The sequence below is a fragment of the Rhodococcus sp. AQ5-07 genome (assembly GCF_009707305.1).
Taxonomy (GTDB): Bacteria; Actinomycetota; Actinomycetes; order Mycobacteriales; family Mycobacteriaceae; genus Rhodococcus_F; species Rhodococcus_F erythropolis.
In genome coordinates this window covers 817,707-835,209 of sequence record NZ_CP046099.1, presented here as the reverse complement: position 1 = coordinate 835,209, position 17,503 = coordinate 817,707, and the positions used below count along the sequence as shown (strand labels likewise).

Sequence of the window (17,503 nt, the reverse complement as noted above, 5' to 3'; positions counted from 1 at the left end):
GTGCGGGTCGTGGCGCCGGTAGTGGCAAGAAGGTCCACCGTGAGGCAGGCTGGGCAAATGCCTTTCACCGGTTCGACGTCCACTCCCAGCCAAGCAGCCGCTCTTCGTTTGTCGGCCCTCCTTCTCGGCGCCGGCACCATGCATTTTGTAGCGCCCTCGTTCTTCGACAGCACCGTTCCCCGCCAGCTTCCCGGACAGGCCCGCACCTACACCCAGGTGTCCGGCGTCGCGGAACTGGCGATCGGCGCTGCCTTGGCCGTGCCGAAGACCCGCAAGCTCGGCGCGGGCCTTGCCGCCGCGCTCTTTGTTGCCGTGTTCCCCGCCAACATCCAGATGGCGATCGACTGGTGCCGAAGCCCGAAGACGTCCACCCCGCAGAAGATCGGTTCGATCGCACGTCTCCCCCTGCAGGTTCCGCTGGTGACCGAAGCACTCAAGGCTCGCCGAAACGCAAGCTAATCTTGCGCGCCTGCCGTTCGGATGAGGCGAGCGAGAGCCTCACCGTCCGGCAGGTTCTCGGGTGCGATGGTGCGACCCGATCGAACGTAGTGAAACGCCGCCCGCACCTTGTCGGCCGGAAACTGTTCGTTGCGCCCCGCCGAACGAGCTCTGGCTGACATCAATTCGGCCCAGGCCACCCGATACGCGGCCAACTGCATCACAACAGCGTCCTCGTTGGCGGCCGACGGTTCGGCACCGGTCTTCCAGTCGATCACCGTCCATCCGCCGTCGGGATCGGCGAACACAGCGTCGATCCGACCTCGCAAAACCGTTCCGGCAATGGATGTTTCGAAAGGAACTTCCACTTCGATCGGGCTGCGATTGGCCCACGGGGACCGCAAGAACGCATCCTGAAGTTTCACCAGGTCGGTCTCGGGACCCGCGCCGGTATCCGCGGCGCCGGGTAGCTCGTCGAGATCCAACAGCCGAGTCGCACCGAACCTTCGCTCGATCCAGGCGTGAAAAGCGGTTCCGCGACGAGCCAACGGGTTGGGCGGATACGGCAGCGGACGACGTAGGCGAGCCGCCAGTTCGTCCGGATCTGCCTTGAGGTCGACGAGCTGAGTCACCGAAAGCTGCGCCGGGAGAATCACTTCGGCCCGCGCGTTTGCGCGGGCCTCGCGCTCGGCCAGGAGAACGTCGACGTCCGAGGCCCAGTTCTCCGGATCGTCCTCCGGTTCTTCCGCCTCTTCGCTGTCTTGCGGCAGCGAAGCGAGTGCGGACAGGACGCTCGCGGCTCCGGCCTCGACGGCGCCGCGCCGCGCACCCAGCGGATCCGGCGGCCACTGCGCCGTACGGGGAGTGGCGGCCAACGGGTTCTCGGTATCGGGTTCCGGGGCCGGCGCCCATTCCTCCACGACGCCGATCGCACCGCGTGAGTCTTCCTCATCGGCATCGTTGTCGGCCGTGACCATCTGATGCAGCTCGTCCAGGAACTCCGAAGGCCCCTTCGGTTCCGCACCGGATTCCGCCCAGTGATGCGCCGAGATGAACAGCGCCCGTTCGGTTCTGGTCAGCGCGACGTAGAACAACCGCCGGTCCTCGTCCAGGCGACGGTTGGACAAGGCCTTCTTGTGCGCCGTTATCGCGTTCTCGAGGTCCTTGCGGTTGTAGAGCTCCTCGAGGTCGAGCACCGGAACTCCGTCGGCCGAATCCGCGTCGACCGCCCGGTCACCACGCAACGACGGTGGCAGTTCGGCGAGCGCCCCGAGCCACGATCCGGACGCGGTGGACGAGGGGAACACCCCGTCGCTGACATGCGGGATCGCCACTACTTCCCATTCGAGCCCCTTCGCCGAGTGCACGGTCAGGATCTGGACCCGATCCGGCGCCACCTCCACTTCGCCTGGCGTGAGGCCCTTTTCGATCTGTTCGGCTGCCGCGAAGAAAGCCAGCATCCCGGTCAGATTGGCAGTTGGACGCGTCGCGTAGTTGGCGACAACGTCGGCGAATGCGTCGAGGTGCTCGCGGCCCGCGGTCCCGACGACGCCGACTCGGGTCCGTGCGCCCGCCTCGATTCCGATCCCGAGCACCCGCTCGACCTCCGCCACCAATTCGGTGAGCGGCTGGCCGATACGTTCGCGCAACGACGCCAACTCTGCCGCTATCGCGTTGATGCGTGTGTACCCGAGAGCCGAATAGCGTTCTGCCGGGCCTGGATCGGAGATCGAGTCGACCAATCCTGCTTGCTCGGCGTTCTCCCCGGGCAGAGCATCGTGGACCGCCGAGGTAAGCGCCTCGGCGTCGGTGACCGCACCCGCCGTTCCGTATCCCGCGGAGATGGCAAGTTCGCGGGAGCGTTGAGAGAGTGCGGCGAGATCCTTCGCGCCGATCTGCCATCGCGCGCCGGTGAGCAGCCGAACAGCTGCGCTTCCTGCAAGTGGATCGGCGACCACCCGGAGCATGGCGATCACGTCAGCAACCTCGGGTGTGTGCAGGAGCCCACCGAGCCCGACAACTTCGACCGGCAGACCTTTGGACCGCAAGGCCTCGGCCAGCGGAGCGGCATCGGCGTTCCGGCGGATCAACACCGCTGCCGTGGGCGTCGGGCGGTCTTCGGCACGTGCCGCCTCGTATTCTCCGGCGATCTTCTCCGCCACCCACTGACGTTCCTGTTCGACGTCTCCCAGCAACGCCAGTCGAACGTCTCCGGCGACGGCTCCGGGCCGCGCACGCAGGGTACTGACGGCCACGCCGCGTCGACGCAACGGTGCCGACGACAGGTTTGCCAGCTCGAGAGCCTCCGGCGGGTTACGCCAACTCGTGAGCAGTTCGAGCGTCGGAGCCGGTTTTCCGTTGGCAAGCGGGAAATCGGTTGCAAACCGGGGCAGGTTGGCCGCCGACGCGCCGCGCCAACCGTAGATCGACTGCATCGGGTCGCCGACGGCCGTCAGCGCCAAACGGCCGTCGGCTCCCCCACCGAACAACGAGGACAACAACACTCGCTGAGCGTGACCGGTGTCCTGGTACTCGTCGAGAAGAACCACCCGAAAGCGCTCACGCTCGGTCTGCCCGACCTCGGGATGCTCGGCGGCGACCCGGGCAGACAGCGACATCTGGCTGCCGAAATCCAATGCGCCTTCACGCCGCAGCGTCTCACCCAGCCGGGCGACGAGAGGCAACAGTTCGATGCGCTTATGTTGCACATCAAGGTAATTCAACAGCTCCTTGCTCGGTCCACCCCGCTGTTTCGGGCCGGCGGGCAGAGTGTGAATCAGCTTGTCCAGCTCGGTGTGTGCCTCGAGCAACTGCTCGGGATCGACCAGGTGCTCCGCCAACTGACCGGCAAGGGCCAGAACGGTTTCGGTGATCGAACCCGGATTCTTGTCGGTGTCCAGATCACTGTCCCAGCCGCTCACGACGCGGTGCGCAACCTGCCACAGTTCGGTCTCGGACAATAACGTCGCCGAGGGTTCGATGGGCAACAGCAGTCCGTGTTCGGAGAGCAACCGTCCCGCGTAAGCATGGTAGGTACTGACTTCGGGTTCGCCGGCCAGAATCCGGGAACGCACTCCGCCGGTCGGGTCGAGTGCCCGCAGAACGTCCGAACCCGCCAGCCGCGCCAACCGCTTGCGGATTCGCGACGTGAGCTGTTGCGCCGCTTTGCGCGTGAAGGTCAGGCCGAGAACCGCCTCGGGGTCGACGAAGCCGTTGGCCACCAGCCACACGACGCGAGCAGCCATCGTCTCGGTCTTTCCGGCACCGGCGCCGGCGACCACCAATGTCGGACCGAGCGGTGCGGCGATCACTGCTGCCTGCTCGGGCGTCGGAGGGTGCTGACCGAGCGCGACCGCCAGGTCGACAGGGTCGATCTTCGGTCGGCGTGCCTTCTGCGTCGCGGCAGCCACTTAGTTACTCACCTGTCGTCCCTCGTCGTGTGCCGGGCAACTCGAACGCACCGGGCAATGTCTACATCCATCGTTGACCCTGGCCAGGTACTGCGGTCCTTGGGTCGCTGCCGCAGCGTTGTGAATGACGTCTCGCCACATCTCGACGGCTTCGGCCGTCAGCGGCGGCTGAACTCGCTGCGCCGCACCGTCCTTCTTGTTGGACTTGGCCACGAATACCAGGCGTGCACCGCCGGGTTGTGTGGCCGGTTCGCCGGCAATCGCACCTTCGGCCGCTGCGACCTGGTACGCCGCCAACTGCGCATGAGATTGCGCGGCCTCGTTGCTGACGGGGTTTCGCGCAGTCTTGACGTCGACAACCACTGGACGACCTTCGGTGTCGCGCTCGAGCCGGTCGATCCGGCCACGTAGCTTGACCGCAGGCGCTCCTTCTTCGCGCGGTTCGAGGACCCCCTCGACCGCCACCTCGACGCCGACTTCGGTCAGCTCACCGCGAGTTGCGTTCATCCAGGCCGTGAACGTCGCCAGCATCTCCCGAGTTCGATTGAGTTCACGGCGCGAGTACCACTGCGATCCCAGATCGATGGATTCCCAGGCATTTTCGAGTGCCTTCTCGACCTGATCCGGTGGAATCCGGCCGGCCAGTGCCTGCACCAAGGTATGGACCAGCGTACCGGCGATCGCATGAGTGTTGTCTCCGTCGCTGCCACCGTGGCGCTCGAACACCCATCGGAGAGGACATGTTTCGAGAAGCTCGATGGTGGACGGGGACAGTGAAACCGGTCCGTCCTCGGGTTGCCACATGGGAGCAGCGGTACTCGGCTCGGCTGTGCCGTACCACTGATCCGGATGCGCGCCTCGTACTCCGGCCGCAGCCAGACGGGCCAACTGGCGAGCAGCCCGAGAATGCTTCTCGGGGTCGAAATGCGCGATGTCGGGATCACACACCACGCTGCGAAGCTGTGCGACCAGTGCAGGCAGCGACAGAACCCGGGTATCCCCGGTCTCGGGTGCAACGACGTCGAGATCGGACGACGGGTCGTCCGAGTACGCGTCACCACGGATCAATTCGTCCACGAACCGCGAAGGCACCAAGTCGGTGTCCCCCGAAGCCGATTCGACTGCGGTGATCAGCAGACGGCGACGAGCACGGCTACAGGCGACCAGGAACAACCTGCGTTCTTCGGCCAGAAGCGGCGCGGTTCGCGAGAGTCGTTCGGCAGCCGAGTCACTGCCGTCGGAGACTCCGTTGACCAGGTCGATAAGTGCTTCGGTACGCAGTAGCGAGCCGCGTGCCCGCAAACTCGGCCAGAGCCCCTCCTGCACACCCGTCACCGCCACCACCGCCCATTCGCGCCCCGCCGCGGCGTGAGCGCTGACCACGGTGACGGCGTCGGGAGCGATGACCGATCGGCTCCGCGAGTCGGTCGGTATCTCCTGGCTGGTCAAGTAGTCGACAAAACCGGAGAGTTGCGAACGCGGCAGCCGGTCGACGTAGTTGGCAGCCGCGTCGAAGAGTGCGACTACGGCATCGAGGTCTCGATCGGCTTGTGAGCCGATCGGTCCGCCGCGCGCCGACGCAGCCGCCCAGCGCCGTTCCAGCCCCGTCGCCTGCCAGGCCGCCCACAGAACTTCTTCGACCCCGAGACCACGCTCGAGAGGCACTCGGGCCTTGCGAAGGACCGACAGCACGCGATTGAGGGCCGCAGCTTCGACGTCTGTCAGCTTGCCCATCAGGCGCTTGGACTGCGCATGATCCTCGTCGATCAGAATGAGCCGCAACAACTCCGAAGAGTCCCGATCACTTCCCGATGCCAACTCGACTCGGCGCAGGCCACGACGCAACCGGCGCAGGGTGACCGGTTCGGCGCCGCCGATGGGACCGGCCATCAGGGCAAGCGCGTCGTCGCCGGTGAACTGATCGCCGCCGAGCGCCCGGAGGACCAGCAGCAGGCCGGACACTCCGTGTTGCCGCGCGAGCGGCAATTCGGTGGCTGCGGTCGTGACGGGCACCCCCGCCGCGAGCAGGGCTCGCCGGAGAGGGGCGAGAGTGCGCGGGACCGACCGCACGATGACGGCCATGTCGGACCACGCAATCCCGTCCAGCAGATGCGCCCGGCGCAAGGTATCTGCGACGACTGCCGCCTCTTTGGCCGTCGTACCGAGAACCCGCACCGACGCCCGTCCCGGATTCTCATCGGTGAGATCGGATGGAACCGCGATGCGATGAGCCAAGTTGCCAGGCAGCCGCGCAGCGATCTTGGCCGCGATCGACGCGACGTCGGCGTTGTTGCGATACGTGACGGGCAGAACGATCTGGCGCTCGTCTCCGCGCTCGGCCAGTCCGAGCAGGAACGCCGAATCCGCACCGCGGAATCCGAAGACGGACTGATCGGGATCACCGGCGATGACCGTGCCCGCAGTTCCGGTTCCGATCAACCGAACCAGTTGCGCCGCCTGCGGATCCAGATGTTGTGCGTCGTCGACAAGGAGGTGCCGGATCCGAGCGCGCTCGGAGCGAAGCAATTCGGGATCGGTGGCGAACGCGGTCAAGGCCGCACCGATCAACTCGGCCGCGTCGAGCGCCGGCGCCGTCGCCTCCGGAGCCTCGACACCGACACTGCCGCGCAGCAGCACGCCTTGCTCGTAGGCCTCGGCGAACCGCCCGGCCGCCACCCACTCCGGACGGCCACGCTTCTTGCCGAGCTTGACCAGATCTTCGGGGCCGAGCCCGCGCTCGTTGGCTCGCAGCATCAGATCTCGAAGTTCGACGGCAAAGCCGTTCAAACCCAATGCGGGTCGCAGGCGCTCCGGCCACCGGAGCGCACCGTCTTCGATGTCGCCGCGCAACATCTCGCGGAGCACCGAGTCCTGCTCGGCGCCGGTGATCAGGCGTGGCGGCGCGTTGCCGTGTGCTGCGGCTTGAAGCCGGAGAACGGCAAAGGCGTAAGAGTGAACGGTGCGTACCAGCGGCTCACGGGTTGCCTGCGGTCCGCGTTCCTGTTGGTACCCGAGCAACCCAGCGGTGATCTGCTCGCGGACCTGCGTCGCGGCTCGGCGTGACTGGGTGAGCACCAGGACCGATTCAGGATCTTCGCCACCCGAGATCTTCTGCACTGCCAGATCCACGAGAAGGGACGTCTTGCCGGTTCCGGGACTGCCGAGTACCTGCCAGGGATTCCAAGCCGCTGCCGAACCGAATGAAACAGGGCCGAACGCGAGCTGGAACGGATCCTCGGACGGCGGCGCGAAGAGCCGCGTCGTCCCTTCATCCCACGTTCGGGGTATCGGAGACGGCGCAGTTCGGTGCACCAACCGCGCCCGCGGAATGGTGACCTTGCTGCGTGTTGCCGTCTCACTCACCCAGGCATTCCACCAGAGCGCACCGACAACTCACACATCGCCTGCTTCCGGCATGATTGACCTCGTGTCTGCACTCCATACGTATCTCTACGGACCCGTCGGGGCGCCGGAGATCCTTTCGCTGCACGGTCTGACCGGTCACGGCCGCCGTTGGCAGTCGATGGCAGAGAACCAACTGCCCCAAGCGCGCTGGATCTCGCCCGATCTGCGTGGTCACGGACGCTCGACCTGGGCTCCCCCGTGGAACATCGAATCCCACGTGGAGAGCCTGCTCGAGACACTGGACGAACATGCAAACGGACCGGTGGTGATCGTCGCGCATTCGTTCGGCGGAATGCTGGCGCTTCACCTCGCGGCCACCGCGCCGGAACGCGTTCGTGGGCTCGTTCTGCTCGATCCAGCGATCGGCTTGGATCCGACTTTCATGCAGGAAGTGGCCGAACTCACAATCGGCTCACCGGATTACACCGATGCGGCCGAGGCGTACTCCGAGAAGATTCACGGCTCGTGGGGTGAGGTTTCCACCCAGGACCTCGACGTCGAGATGGCCGAGCACCTGATTCAACTGGGCAACGGGCGCGTCAACTGGCGCCTGTCCACGCCCGCGATCGTGACCGGGTGGGGCGAACTCGCTCGCCCGATCGTGCTGCCACCGCCTTCGATGCCGACCGTGCTGGTTCAAGCAATGAAAGTCCAGCCTCCGTACGTCACCGACGAGTTCCGGGCAGCGCTCACCGAGCACCTCGGTGAAAATCTGACCAGCGTCGAATTCGACTGTGACCACATGGTCCCGCACGTGCGGGCCGACGAAGTCGCCGCCCTCGTTCGCAGCGTGCTCTGAAGGAACCGACATGGCAGCCACCACCGAAGAGCAGATCGAAGAGGTACGGCGACTCATCGCGTCGATTCCGGCCGGTTTCGTGGCGACGTACGGCGATATCGCTGATGCTGCAGGACTTTCCAGTGCTCGCACGGTCGGTTGGATCATGCGGACGGACTCTGCCGACCTGCCGTGGCATCGGGTTCTCGGCGCCTCCGGCAAACCGTCGGCGCACCTGGCTCATCGTCAGATCGCCAAGCTCGAACTCGAAGGGGTACCGATCAAGGAGGGTCGGATCGACCTGAAGAAGGCACGGTTTCACTTCTGATCCCGTGTCACCGGTCGTCCTCACCCCGGCGATGGGGCAGCATGGAGGCATGACCACCATGCCGCCGACTGCCGCCGTCATTCTGGCGGGTGGTCGCGGGACCAGAATGGGTGGTGTCGACAAACCTGGCCTTCTCGTACACGGTCGCAGGCTCCTCGACATCGCGCTTTCAGCAGCGTCGCATCTCGACGCCGTCGTCGTGGTCGGCCCGCATCGACCTGAACTTGATCCTGGAATCACCCAAACTCAGGAATCTCCGGCCGGAGCCGGCCCTGTCGAGGCGATCTGGGCCGGGTTGTCTGCGACCCGGTTACCCGATAACGCCGTGGTGGTGGTGCTGGCGTCCGACCTGCCGCACATCGAGGCCGAATCAGTCGACGCCTTGATCGCTGCCACGTCGACGGACAATCCGGTGACGTGTGCCGTGGACGAGAACAACCGAACCCAATTCCTGTTCTCCGCATGGACATTTCGCGAACTCCGGCAACGCCTGTCCACATTGCGGGAGAGTTCGGGGCTGGAGAACCAACCTATGAAAGCGATTGTCACCGAGCCGTTCTCGACGCTGAGTGTCGCTGGTACGACCGACTGCGACACACCGGAAGACATCGATCGCGCGCGAAGCCATCCGCGGCTGACGGTCGATCAAGCCCGCGCCGCCGTCAGGAACTCGCTGACAGCATTGCCGCCGCACCGTGCCGATCTCGCCGACAGCCTCGGAGCAACGCTCGCGCAGCCTCTGGTCGCCCTGGGTGATCTTCCCAGGTCAGACGTTTCGGCGATGGACGGGTACGCGGTCTCCGGCGAGGGCCCCTGGCGAATCCGCACCGAGATCCGCATCGCGGGCGCCGACGGGCAACTCGAACTCGGCGAAGGTGAAGCGATTCGCATTGCCACGGGAGCACACCTGCCCCTCGGCGCCACCTCGGTAATTCGTGACGAGTATCTGTCCGTCGACGAGCCATCTCGGATGGTACGGAGAATGCCGGATGCGCCGCACCGCAACGACGCTCGACCACGAGGGGAAGATTGGACCACCGGATTCACGATCGCCCCGACAGGTACCGCGGTCACTCCGGCGGTGATCTCCGCAGCTGCCAGCGGTGAAGTGTTCGACGCCCTCGTCCGTGGTCCGGTACGGGCACGCCTGATAGTCACCGGCGACGAGATCCGGCGGACCGGTCCACTGCGTGAAGGTCAGACTCGCGACTCCGTCGGCGGGATTCTCCCCTACATACTGGAAAGCAACGGCGTACGGTGCGTGGCGAATTCGCACCTGAGAGACACTGCGGACAGTTTCGAGCGGGTGCTCGCAGACGGAGTCGACCAGGAAGCCGATCTACTCGTCGTCATCGGTGCGACGGGCGGCGGCGCTGCCGACGAAATGCGCAGCGCGCTCGATCGACTCGGCGCTCGCACGATTGTCGGGCGAGTCGCCTCGCGCCCCGGCGGATCTCAGATAACGGCAGTCCTGCCCAGTGGTCTGGTGGTTCTCGGCCTGCCCGGCAATCCGTATGCCGCCGTGACCACCCTGTTGACGATGCTGCCCACCGTCATGGCCGCCTTGACCGGAAGCGACACGCCACCGCCACTGCTAGGCATCATCGAGAACGCCGCTGCGGTGAGTTCCGATGCGGTACGCCTGTTGCCGGTGACACAATCCGAAGACGGTCGCTGGCGCGCCGATCCGTCTGTACGTACCGCGCACCTTGCGGGGTTGATCGAACGCTCGGCGTTTGCACTCGTACCGGCACACTCCGGCGACGGCGCCGTCGCCGAATTGGTCGTCATCCCACGCTGATCGGGTCAGCGGTTTCGGCACCTGCGCCGGCCGACGTCCGCCAGCACGATCACGCCGACCACGATCGCGAGCACCAGCGAATACACGCCCCACAGCACCAAGAACGGCAGCAGCCAGCCGGCATCAACGGTCTGACCGCGCGGTCCGACGCAGTACAGCGTGAAATTGGTGGACGTACCGTCGCCGTCGGTAAAGGAATCCGAGACGACCATCGCGCTCGATGTCGGTTCTTCACAGAAGATCGGCGCCAAGTGCGCGACCTGGCCGGGCCAGATCACCGAAGACAGCAGTGCGGCAAAGATTCCCACGACCACGATCACCGCTACCGAGATCAGTAACGGAGCGATTCGGCGGCTCACAGCGGCTGCACCAGAAAGGGAGTTCCGTCAGGCTCGAAGACCACAAGTACTCGCGAGCGTGGGGATTCCACCATCACGGAGGCGTGTATCGACTCGGTTCGACTGACCGAGATCCCGGTGACTTCGCCGTCGTCGACTCCGCTGCTAGCCAGCGCGTCGTCGACCAACTTCTCGACATTCGCCAATGCCGGCACTTGATCCAGCGTGAACGATCGCGCATCGAGATCGTCGGTGACACTGACTTGCACGGGGATGGGCTCGCCGAGAATGACGCCGTCGAAAGAGAATCTGTCGAGCTGTGACGGCTTCCCGGGGTCACGAACGGTGACCCCGAGCGTCTCGATCGGGCTGATGTCGATGCTGGTCACCGATATCGCGTCGACGCCGTATCTATGTGCGAGGCTGTCGAACCCGCCTCGCACCAACTCCGACGTCATCCCACCGCCACGTTCGCGCATCTGGTTGTCGAAATCCATCCGATCGACGGCACCGATGCATCCGCTCAGACCCGTGGCCGTCAAGGCGATGGCTACCGTCCACAGCGCCGGCCGCACCTGCGAGGACGCCAAATTCATGAGCGGAGCGTACCGCGAGTGTCCGGTTCCATCTCGGTGACCTGCGCGTCGGACGAATTCCTGTCGGCGACTCGTGGGATCATCGCGCCATGAATCGTGTCGACGAAGGATTCGAACCGCCGGACGCATTGGTCGAGTGGTGCCGCTCCCGCACCTTTCCACTGCACGTCCTCGACGACGAAGCGACCGTCGACCTGGATTGGTGGAACGCGCACCTGAAGGACGCCGGCCACACCATCAGCCTGCGCGGGCGTGACCTCGACGGCAAAGTGATCACCGAAGGCCGAGCCATCGTTCAACGCAACGACCTTCGCCCGTCGAGCGACCTCGTTGTCGCCCAGCACGACGGCCTCGGACTGCTCTTTCTCTGCGCGGCCTGGCAGGGCTCGCACGAAAGCAGACGGTTCATGCGGCGGTTCCCCAACGTCTTCAATCCGCATCACCGCGAAGACGAGGATCCGCTGACCCAGATCACAGCCATTCTCGATCACTGTTCGAAAAACAAGTCGATGCCGGTCGTGCGGCGCGACACCTGGTCCGGGTGGCCACTCACGCCCGGCGTGGGGGTATCACTCATGGCCGCTTTCATGTGGGCGGTGGGCGTACAGGACGAAGGCCGACGCGCTCAGATGATCGATCAGTACGGCGTCTCGACACTCATCCACGAGGGCTGGCTCGAGGATCCTTCCGTCACGGGCTTCACGACGCGTCGCTACCGCCGGTACTGCGAACTGCTCGACAGTTGGGCCTATGCCGCCGGCACCCAACCCGAGATCGTCGAGATGTGGTTGGTGAAACGGTGGAGTGCGCGGTTGGCCCAAGCACGCAACGACGTCAGCGCCCCCACCCTGTTCTAACTCTCAGAAAGGCTGCATCTCAGAAAGGCCGTGTCTCAGAAAGGCCAGGCCGGGAGGGTCGGCAGCCCCACCCTCGTCGGCCTCCCGACCAACCAGGCCAAGGTCTCCGCATCCGACAGCGAAGGAACACGTACACCCGGGACCGCTGTCTCGAGTGCGCCCAACTGACGGGCGAGAGTGAATTCCACGAACTCGGCAGGCCAGTCGTGGCAGGTGTAGCCGATGTCGAGGTCCATCAGGTGAATCTCGATCTCGTTCCAGCGCAGAATCGGCAGATCGAATGCCGTCACAGGTTTGCGCCACGGCACCGGCGTGTCCAGTCGATCTGCCTGGATCTCGCACAACGCGTCGACCAGTCTCGTTCCCGAGAAGCGGTAGTCGAGAGCCAACAACTCAGCCGGGCGATCTGCACCTTCCTCGATTGCAGCATTGCGCGCGTCCGGTCCCCCGGGATACATCTCCCCCGATTCGCCGCCCTGCACTCCGGCGACAAATCTGCCCAGCGCGTCGGCGTTGCGCGACATGTGCGTCACGACGTGTCCCCGGCTCCACCCGGGGAGCCCGGAGGGCTCCCGCGCCTGCTCTTCGGTCAGTCCGCCGATGAGAGCCTGTGCCTTGACGTCGGATTCACGAACTGCGGCGACCAGGTCGGCATACGTCGGCGTTACGGAGTGAGACGTCATGCAGCGATACTAGTTCCCTTCGCGCACTCTCATACCGATTCACGACAAGGTCCACCACTCCCGGATCGACGCCGAGCGGTTCGGTCACGCCATCGGCTCCTGCAGCGTGCAATCTTTCGTGAAACAGTCCGTGTGCGAGGAGGTACGAGGCAACGAACACTCGCTTCGCGCCGCGAACGCGTGCTGCTGCAACGACATCGGCTACCTTCGGTTGCCCGGTCGCGATGTATCCGATGTCCACCCGGATCCCCGCCGCTTCGGCGAGCATCAGCGCGGCACGCTCGACGTCTCGCAGCGCCCGCGCATCGGAGGACCCGGCGGCAGCAAGCACTATCGCGTCGCCTGGACTCCACCCCGCTTCGGCCAAGCGTCGGAGCAGCACGCGCGCAAGCGCCGGATCGGGTCCGAGTGCGGGCGTCACAGTCACAGCCGAGTGCTCACTGATCGCCACTTCGCGTCGAACATCGGTGTGAACGTGGTAGCCGGACGCCAGGAAGGCCGGTACGAGAATCGCTCGCCCCGGAGTGTCCCGGAGGACTTCAGAAGGTGACGGACCGAGCACATCGACGAAGGCAACGCGCGTGCGTCCGACGCGCGTGCCGACGGCTTCGGCAAGGGCAGCAACCATTTCCACGCCACGTGGGCTACGCGTGCCGTGAGCTACCAGTACGAGTACATCGTCATCGCGTTGCATAGTCACCTGGATTCTGTACGTAGTCGCCGGGGTCGAGGGCAAGTCGATAGCCCCGCTTGACCACGGTCTGAACGGCTTTGGGCGCACCGAGGCACGCGCGCAATCGGGCGACGGCGGTCTCGACGGCATGGGTGTCGCCGCCGCCTCCGGGAAGAGATGCCAGAAGTTCATCGCGGGAGACGACTCGGCCGGGGCTGGCACCGAGAGTGCGGATCAACGACATCGCAGCCGGCGGCAATTGCTTCACTTCACCGTCCACGACGACGCAACCGCCGCGGATGCTGATTTCGTGTTCACCGGCTTGAATCTTGTTGGCTCGCTGCGGGAGTTCGTCGACGATGTGTCGCGCGAGCGCCCCGAGACGTGCCCGCGCCGGGGCTGTGGTCGGTACATTCAAGGCTTCGAGCGGCGCCGAGGTGACCGGGCCGACGCACATTGCCGCCACCGGACCCCGCATCGCGTCGAGAATGTCGCCGAGATCCCCGGTCTTGTCGGCGCGCATCAACATCGACGCAACGGCCGGTGCACTGGTGAAGCTGACGGCGTCGATTCCAGCTGAAGCGATGGCGTCGATCATCCGGTCGAGCAGCGTCGGATCCTCCGGCGGTTCCCATCGATAGACAGGGACCGCGATGACCTCGGCGCCCGCGTCGCGCAGCACCTGACAGAAATCGGGAATCGGCTCCCATTCGGTAGTGGCGCCGTGCAGTTGAACGGCGATTCGTTTTCCCGAGACACCTTCTGCAAGAAGATGTTCGAGCACTTCGGCGGAAGACTCGGATGCCGGAGACCATTCTTCACGAAGGTCGGCCGCGCGGATTGCCCCTTTGGCCTTGGGTCCGCGCGCGAGCAGACGAGCCGAGCCCAACGCGGATCCGAGATTTTCCGCCTCACCCCACCCGTCGGCTGCTTCCAGCCAACCCCGGAATCCGATCCCGGTGGTGGCGACAACCACCTCGGGAGGATCCGAGATGATCTGCTGTGTCACCCTTTCGAGCTCGCGGTCGTCGGCGAGAGGGATGATCCGAATCGCCGGAGCGTGAACGACGTCCGCTCCCCGACGAGTCAGCAACGTCGCGAATTCCTCGGCGCGGCGCGAAGCGGTGATACCTACCGTGAATCCAGCCAACGGCATGTCGTCACTCACGAGACTGCATCGGCGACAGTCGAGCGAACGCCCTGCATCTGAAGGCTGTGTACCTGAACGACGCCTGCCCACACGCGAACTCCGTATACCGGCAGCGCGACCGTGGAGTCGTCCAGCGCTCGGCCGTCGACCAGCGAGAACGCCTGCTTGAGCAGCGGCGAGACCACGATCGGTTCACCGTCCCGGTCGCCGACGAGTCCGCGTGACATCACCGCGGCGCGGCCGTACGGATCGAAGTTGCTGACAGCCCGCAGTGTGCCGTCCTCTAGCAGGAACAGCGCCACCTGCTCGCCGCCGCGAAGAAGCACGGCGACCCCGCGTCCAGGGATCAGATGGCTCAGCGGGCAGGCCGACGTCCATTCGAGTCGATCCGAATCCAGCTTGGCGATCTGCGCATCGATGACACTCATCGAAGTCCTCCTGTCGATCCGGCGACAACGTCGCGCGGGTTCTTGTCTACGTTTCTACGGACCCCGTGTTTCCCACGGGTTACGCGACTATTACCGGCGCGTAGGGATGCTCGGCATACCCATCAGGACTGGAACCTTGCGCACTCCGGTCTCGTCGAACACAACCGTCGGGTCGGCTTCTTCCGGTGCATTCACAAATGAGACGAACCTCGACAGCTTCTCCGGATCACCCAGCACACCAGCCCATTCGTCCTGGTAGCCCTCGACGTGCTTGGCCATCAGAGCCTCGAGTTCTTCGCCGATTCCCAGGCTGTCTTCACAAATAACGGCCTTGAGGTGATCGAGTCCGCCTTCGAGTGATTCGACCCACGGCGCCGTGCGCTGGAGGCGATCGGCGGTGCGGATGTAGAACATGAGGTAGCGGTCGATGTACTTGACCAAGGTTGCGTCGTCGAGGCCTCCGGCAAGCAGTTGAGCGTGTTTGGGCGACTGTCCGCCGTTGCCGCCCACATACAGATTCCAACCGTTCTCCGTCGCGATGACGCCGACGTCCTTGCCACGCGCTTCGGCGCATTCACGAGCACATCCCGAGACGCCGAACTTGATCTTGTGCGGCGAACGCAGGCCGCGGTAGCGGTTCTCGAGGTCGACGGCCATTCCCACCGAGTCCTGAACGCCGTAGCGGCACCAGCTCGAACCGACGCAGCTCTTGACCGTCCGCAGGGACTTGCCGTACGCCTGACCCGATTCCATCCCGGCGTCGACGAGACGCTTCCAGATCGCGGGCAACTGTTCGACACGAGCCCCGAACAAGTCGATGCGCTGACCGCCGGTCACCTTCGTGTACAAGCCGAAGTCACGCGCCACCTCACCGATGACGATGAGCTGCTCACCCGTGACCTCGCCGCCAGGCATACGAGGTACCACGGAGTACGTACCGTTCTTCTGGATGTTCGCGAGGAAGTGATCGTTGGTGTCCTGCAACGACGCCTGCTGGCGGTGCAGGATGTGATCGGAGTCCGTCGATGCCAGAATCGAAGCGACTACGGGCTTGCAGATGTCGCAACCGGCGCCCTTGCCGTACTTGGCGATCAGCGCCGAGAAGGTTCTGGTCTGCGTCGACTGGACGATCTGGAACAACTCGGCCCGCGATTGCGCAAAATGCTCGCACAGTGCCTTCGACATCACGACGCCGGAATCGGCCAGCAGCTGCTTCACAGTGGGAAGGCAACCGCCACAAGTGGTTCCGGCGCTGGTGCACGCCTTCACCGAAGCAATGTCGCATGCGCCGGCCGCGATTGCGCCGCAGATGGCTCCCTTGGTCACCGCGTTGCACGAGCACACCTCGGCATCGTCGGGCAGCGAGCCTGCACCCGGCTTCTCCCCCGCAGGCGAGATCAATGTCGCCGGGTCACCGGGTAGTTCGCGACCGACCAGCGGGCGCAGTGACGCGTAGGCCGATGCGTCACCAACAAGAATGCCGCCGAGCAGGATCTTCGCATCATCGGAGACCACGAGCTTCGCGTACGTCCCCTTGGACGCGTCGCTGAGGACAACTTCGAGAGCTCCCGGTGAGGTCGCCATCGCGTCACCGAAACTGGCGACGTCGACGCCCATGAGCTTGAGCTTGGTGGACATGTCGGCGCCCGGGAAATCCGCGGCGCCGCCGAGCAGACGATCGGCCACGATCTCGGCCGTCGTGTAGCCGGGAGCAACCAGACCGTAGCAACGGCCTTCCACCGCAGCACATTCTCCGACGGCATAGATGTTCTCGTCCGAAGTCACGCAGCCGAGGTCGGTCAGGATGCCGCCGCGCTCCCCCACTGCGATGCCGGCGTCGCGGGCCAGCTGATCTCGCGGACGAACTCCGGCGGAGAAGACGAGCAGCGACGCGTCGATGGTGGAGCCGTCGGAGAGTTCGACCACAATTCCGTTGTCGGCCTGCGAGATTCCCGCCGTCCCGACTCCGGTGTGAACGGTGAGACCGAGTTCGGTGACGAGGCGAGCGAGCAGTGCACCGCCGCCCTCGTCGACCTGCATCGGCATCAATCGCGCATTGTGTTCGACGACATGTGCCGTCATTCCCATGAGCGAGAGAGCATTTGCCGCCTCGAGTCCGAGAAGACCGCCGCCCACCACGACGCCGACAGCGCCAGGACCCGCCTTCTCGGCGGCGGCCCGGATACCGTCGAGGTCGTCGAGGGTGCGGTAGACAAAACATCCGTCGCCGTCGTGCCCCGGTACGGGAGGCACGAACGGATACGAACCGGTCGCCATCACCAGAGCGTCGTAGGAGATCGTCTCGCCGGTTGTCGTCGCGACCGTGCGTGCATCTTTGTCGATCGAGAGCGCGCCTTCCCCCACTCGGAGGTCGACCAGGCTGTCGCCGACGTAATCGTTGCCGGCCAGTGCCAATTCCTTGGGGTCCCACGCTCCGACGTACGAGGACAGCCCGACTCGGTCGTACGCTGCGTACTGCTCGTCGCAGAGTACGGTCACCGACCAGTTGTTCGCTTCGTCGCGCGAACGCAGTGCCTCGACGAATCGGTGTCCGACCATTCCGTGTCCGATGACAACAACCGACTTGCTCATGACGCCTACTTCCTGAGGTACGAGAT

The 17,503-nt window shown here is 65.1% G+C and carries 14 protein-coding genes; 5 read left to right on the top strand and 9 right to left on the bottom strand.

Going from position 1 to position 17,503, the window contains the following annotated elements; all coding sequences use genetic code 11:
• Nucleotides 1-57: 57 nt before the first annotated feature.
• Nucleotides 58-459 carry a DoxX family protein gene (locus tag GJB56_RS03905; RefSeq protein WP_003942341.1) on the top strand — a complete coding sequence of 134 codons (402 nt, stop codon included), beginning with the start codon at nt 58-60 and terminating at the stop codon, nt 457-459.
• Here GJB56_RS03905 and GJB56_RS03900 read toward each other — a convergent pair.
• Both GJB56_RS03900 and GJB56_RS03895 read right to left on the bottom strand, forming a co-directional pair.
• On the bottom strand, nt 456-3,848 hold the full coding sequence (locus tag GJB56_RS03900) for an ATP-dependent helicase (RefSeq protein WP_060938626.1): 3,393 nt from the start codon (nt 3,846-3,848) through the stop codon (nt 456-458). The genes GJB56_RS03905 and GJB56_RS03900 overlap by 4 nt on opposite strands.
• Nucleotides 3,849-7,211, bottom strand: a complete 3,363-nt coding sequence (locus GJB56_RS03895) for an ATP-dependent helicase (RefSeq protein WP_113682997.1) — start codon at nt 7,209-7,211, stop codon at nt 3,849-3,851.
• A gap of 52 nt (nt 7,212-7,263) precedes the next feature.
• On the opposite strand from GJB56_RS03895, the gene GJB56_RS03890 reads away from it, so the two are divergent.
• Genes GJB56_RS03890 through GJB56_RS03880 form a run of 3 tightly spaced genes read left to right on the top strand, consistent with a single transcriptional unit; the run spans nt 7,264 to nt 10,160 of the window.
• On the top strand, nt 7,264-8,052 hold the full coding sequence (locus GJB56_RS03890; protein ID WP_195849581.1) for an alpha/beta hydrolase: 789 nt from the start codon (nt 7,264-7,266) through the stop codon (nt 8,050-8,052).
• 10 nt (nt 8,053-8,062) lie between these two features.
• Entirely contained in the window at nt 8,063-8,359 is a 297-nt protein-coding gene (locus GJB56_RS03885; RefSeq protein WP_019747820.1) for an MGMT family protein, read from the top strand.
• A 49-nt stretch (nt 8,360-8,408) separates the two neighbouring features.
• Nucleotides 8,409-10,160 (top strand): NTP transferase domain-containing protein, encoded by a 1,752-nt coding sequence (locus GJB56_RS03880; RefSeq protein ID WP_113683103.1) that lies wholly within the window; start codon nt 8,409-8,411, stop codon nt 10,158-10,160.
• A gap of 5 nt (nt 10,161-10,165) precedes the next feature.
• Here the strand turns inward: GJB56_RS03880 and GJB56_RS03875 are convergent, their stop codons facing one another.
• Together GJB56_RS03875 and GJB56_RS03870 are read right to left on the bottom strand one after the other, a co-directional pair.
• Nucleotides 10,166-10,519, bottom strand: coding sequence for a hypothetical protein (locus GJB56_RS03875; RefSeq protein ID WP_042951430.1), 354 nt, complete (start codon nt 10,517-10,519; stop codon nt 10,166-10,168).
• Nucleotides 10,516-11,094 (bottom strand): hypothetical protein, encoded by a 579-nt coding sequence (locus tag GJB56_RS03870; protein ID WP_113682998.1) that lies wholly within the window; start codon nt 11,092-11,094, stop codon nt 10,516-10,518. The genes GJB56_RS03875 and GJB56_RS03870 overlap by 4 nt, the downstream gene beginning before the upstream one ends.
• Before the next feature lie 89 nt (nt 11,095-11,183).
• Between GJB56_RS03870 and GJB56_RS03865 the strand changes: the two genes are divergently transcribed.
• Nucleotides 11,184-11,951, top strand: coding sequence for an 8-oxoguanine DNA glycosylase OGG fold protein (locus tag GJB56_RS03865; RefSeq protein ID WP_113682999.1), 768 nt, complete (start codon nt 11,184-11,186; stop codon nt 11,949-11,951).
• Between the two features lie 35 nt (nt 11,952-11,986).
• Here the strand turns inward: GJB56_RS03865 and GJB56_RS03860 are convergent, their stop codons facing one another.
• From GJB56_RS03860 to nirB, 5 genes are all read right to left on the bottom strand, one after another.
• Nucleotides 11,987-12,634, bottom strand: a complete 648-nt coding sequence (locus tag GJB56_RS03860; protein WP_020907123.1) for a maleylpyruvate isomerase family mycothiol-dependent enzyme — start codon at nt 12,632-12,634, stop codon at nt 11,987-11,989.
• On the bottom strand, nt 12,579-13,328 hold the full coding sequence (locus tag GJB56_RS03855; RefSeq protein WP_113683000.1) for a sirohydrochlorin chelatase: 750 nt from the start codon (nt 13,326-13,328) through the stop codon (nt 12,579-12,581). The genes GJB56_RS03860 and GJB56_RS03855 overlap by 56 nt, the downstream gene beginning before the upstream one ends.
• Nucleotides 13,315-14,475, bottom strand: a complete 1,161-nt coding sequence (locus GJB56_RS03850; protein ID WP_019747814.1) for a uroporphyrinogen-III synthase — start codon at nt 14,473-14,475, stop codon at nt 13,315-13,317. Before GJB56_RS03850 ends, GJB56_RS03855 begins: the two co-directional genes overlap by 14 nt.
• On the bottom strand, nt 14,472-14,885 hold the full coding sequence (nirD, locus tag GJB56_RS03845; protein ID WP_021343732.1) for a nitrite reductase small subunit NirD: 414 nt from the start codon (nt 14,883-14,885) through the stop codon (nt 14,472-14,474). Before nirD ends, GJB56_RS03850 begins: the two co-directional genes overlap by 4 nt.
• Nucleotides 14,886-14,975: 90 nt before the next feature.
• A complete protein-coding gene (gene nirB / locus GJB56_RS03840) occupies nt 14,976-17,477 on the bottom strand; it encodes a nitrite reductase large subunit NirB (RefSeq protein ID WP_069145898.1) in 2,502 nt (833 codons plus the stop codon).
• Between the last annotated feature and the right edge of the window lie 26 nt (nt 17,478-17,503).

Bases quoted from the DNA above. Each gene is read 5' to 3' on its own strand.
- GJB56_RS03905 (WP_003942341.1), top strand. From the start codon at position 58: ATGCCTTTCACCGGTTCGACGTCCACTCCCAGCCAAGCAGCCGCTCTT.
- GJB56_RS03890 (WP_195849581.1), top strand. From the start codon at position 7,264: ATGATTGACCTCGTGTCTGCACTCCATACGTATCTCTACGGACCCGTC.
- GJB56_RS03885 (WP_019747820.1), top strand. From the start codon at position 8,063: ATGGCAGCCACCACCGAAGAGCAGATCGAAGAGGTACGGCGACTCATC.
- GJB56_RS03880 (WP_113683103.1), top strand. From the start codon at position 8,409: ATGACCACCATGCCGCCGACTGCCGCCGTCATTCTGGCGGGTGGTCGC.
- GJB56_RS03870 (WP_113682998.1), bottom strand. From the start codon at position 11,094: ATGAATTTGGCGTCCTCGCAGGTGCGGCCGGCGCTGTGGACGGTAGCC.
- GJB56_RS03865 (WP_113682999.1), top strand. From the start codon at position 11,184: ATGAATCGTGTCGACGAAGGATTCGAACCGCCGGACGCATTGGTCGAG.
- GJB56_RS03860 (WP_020907123.1), bottom strand. From the start codon at position 12,634: ATGACGTCTCACTCCGTAACGCCGACGTATGCCGACCTGGTCGCCGCA.
- GJB56_RS03855 (WP_113683000.1), bottom strand. From the start codon at position 13,328: ATGCAACGCGATGACGATGTACTCGTACTGGTAGCTCACGGCACGCGT.
- nirD (WP_021343732.1), bottom strand. From the start codon at position 14,885: ATGAGTGTCATCGATGCGCAGATCGCCAAGCTGGATTCGGATCGACTC.
- nirB (WP_069145898.1), bottom strand. From the start codon at position 17,477: ATGAGCAAGTCGGTTGTTGTCATCGGACACGGAATGGTCGGACACCGA.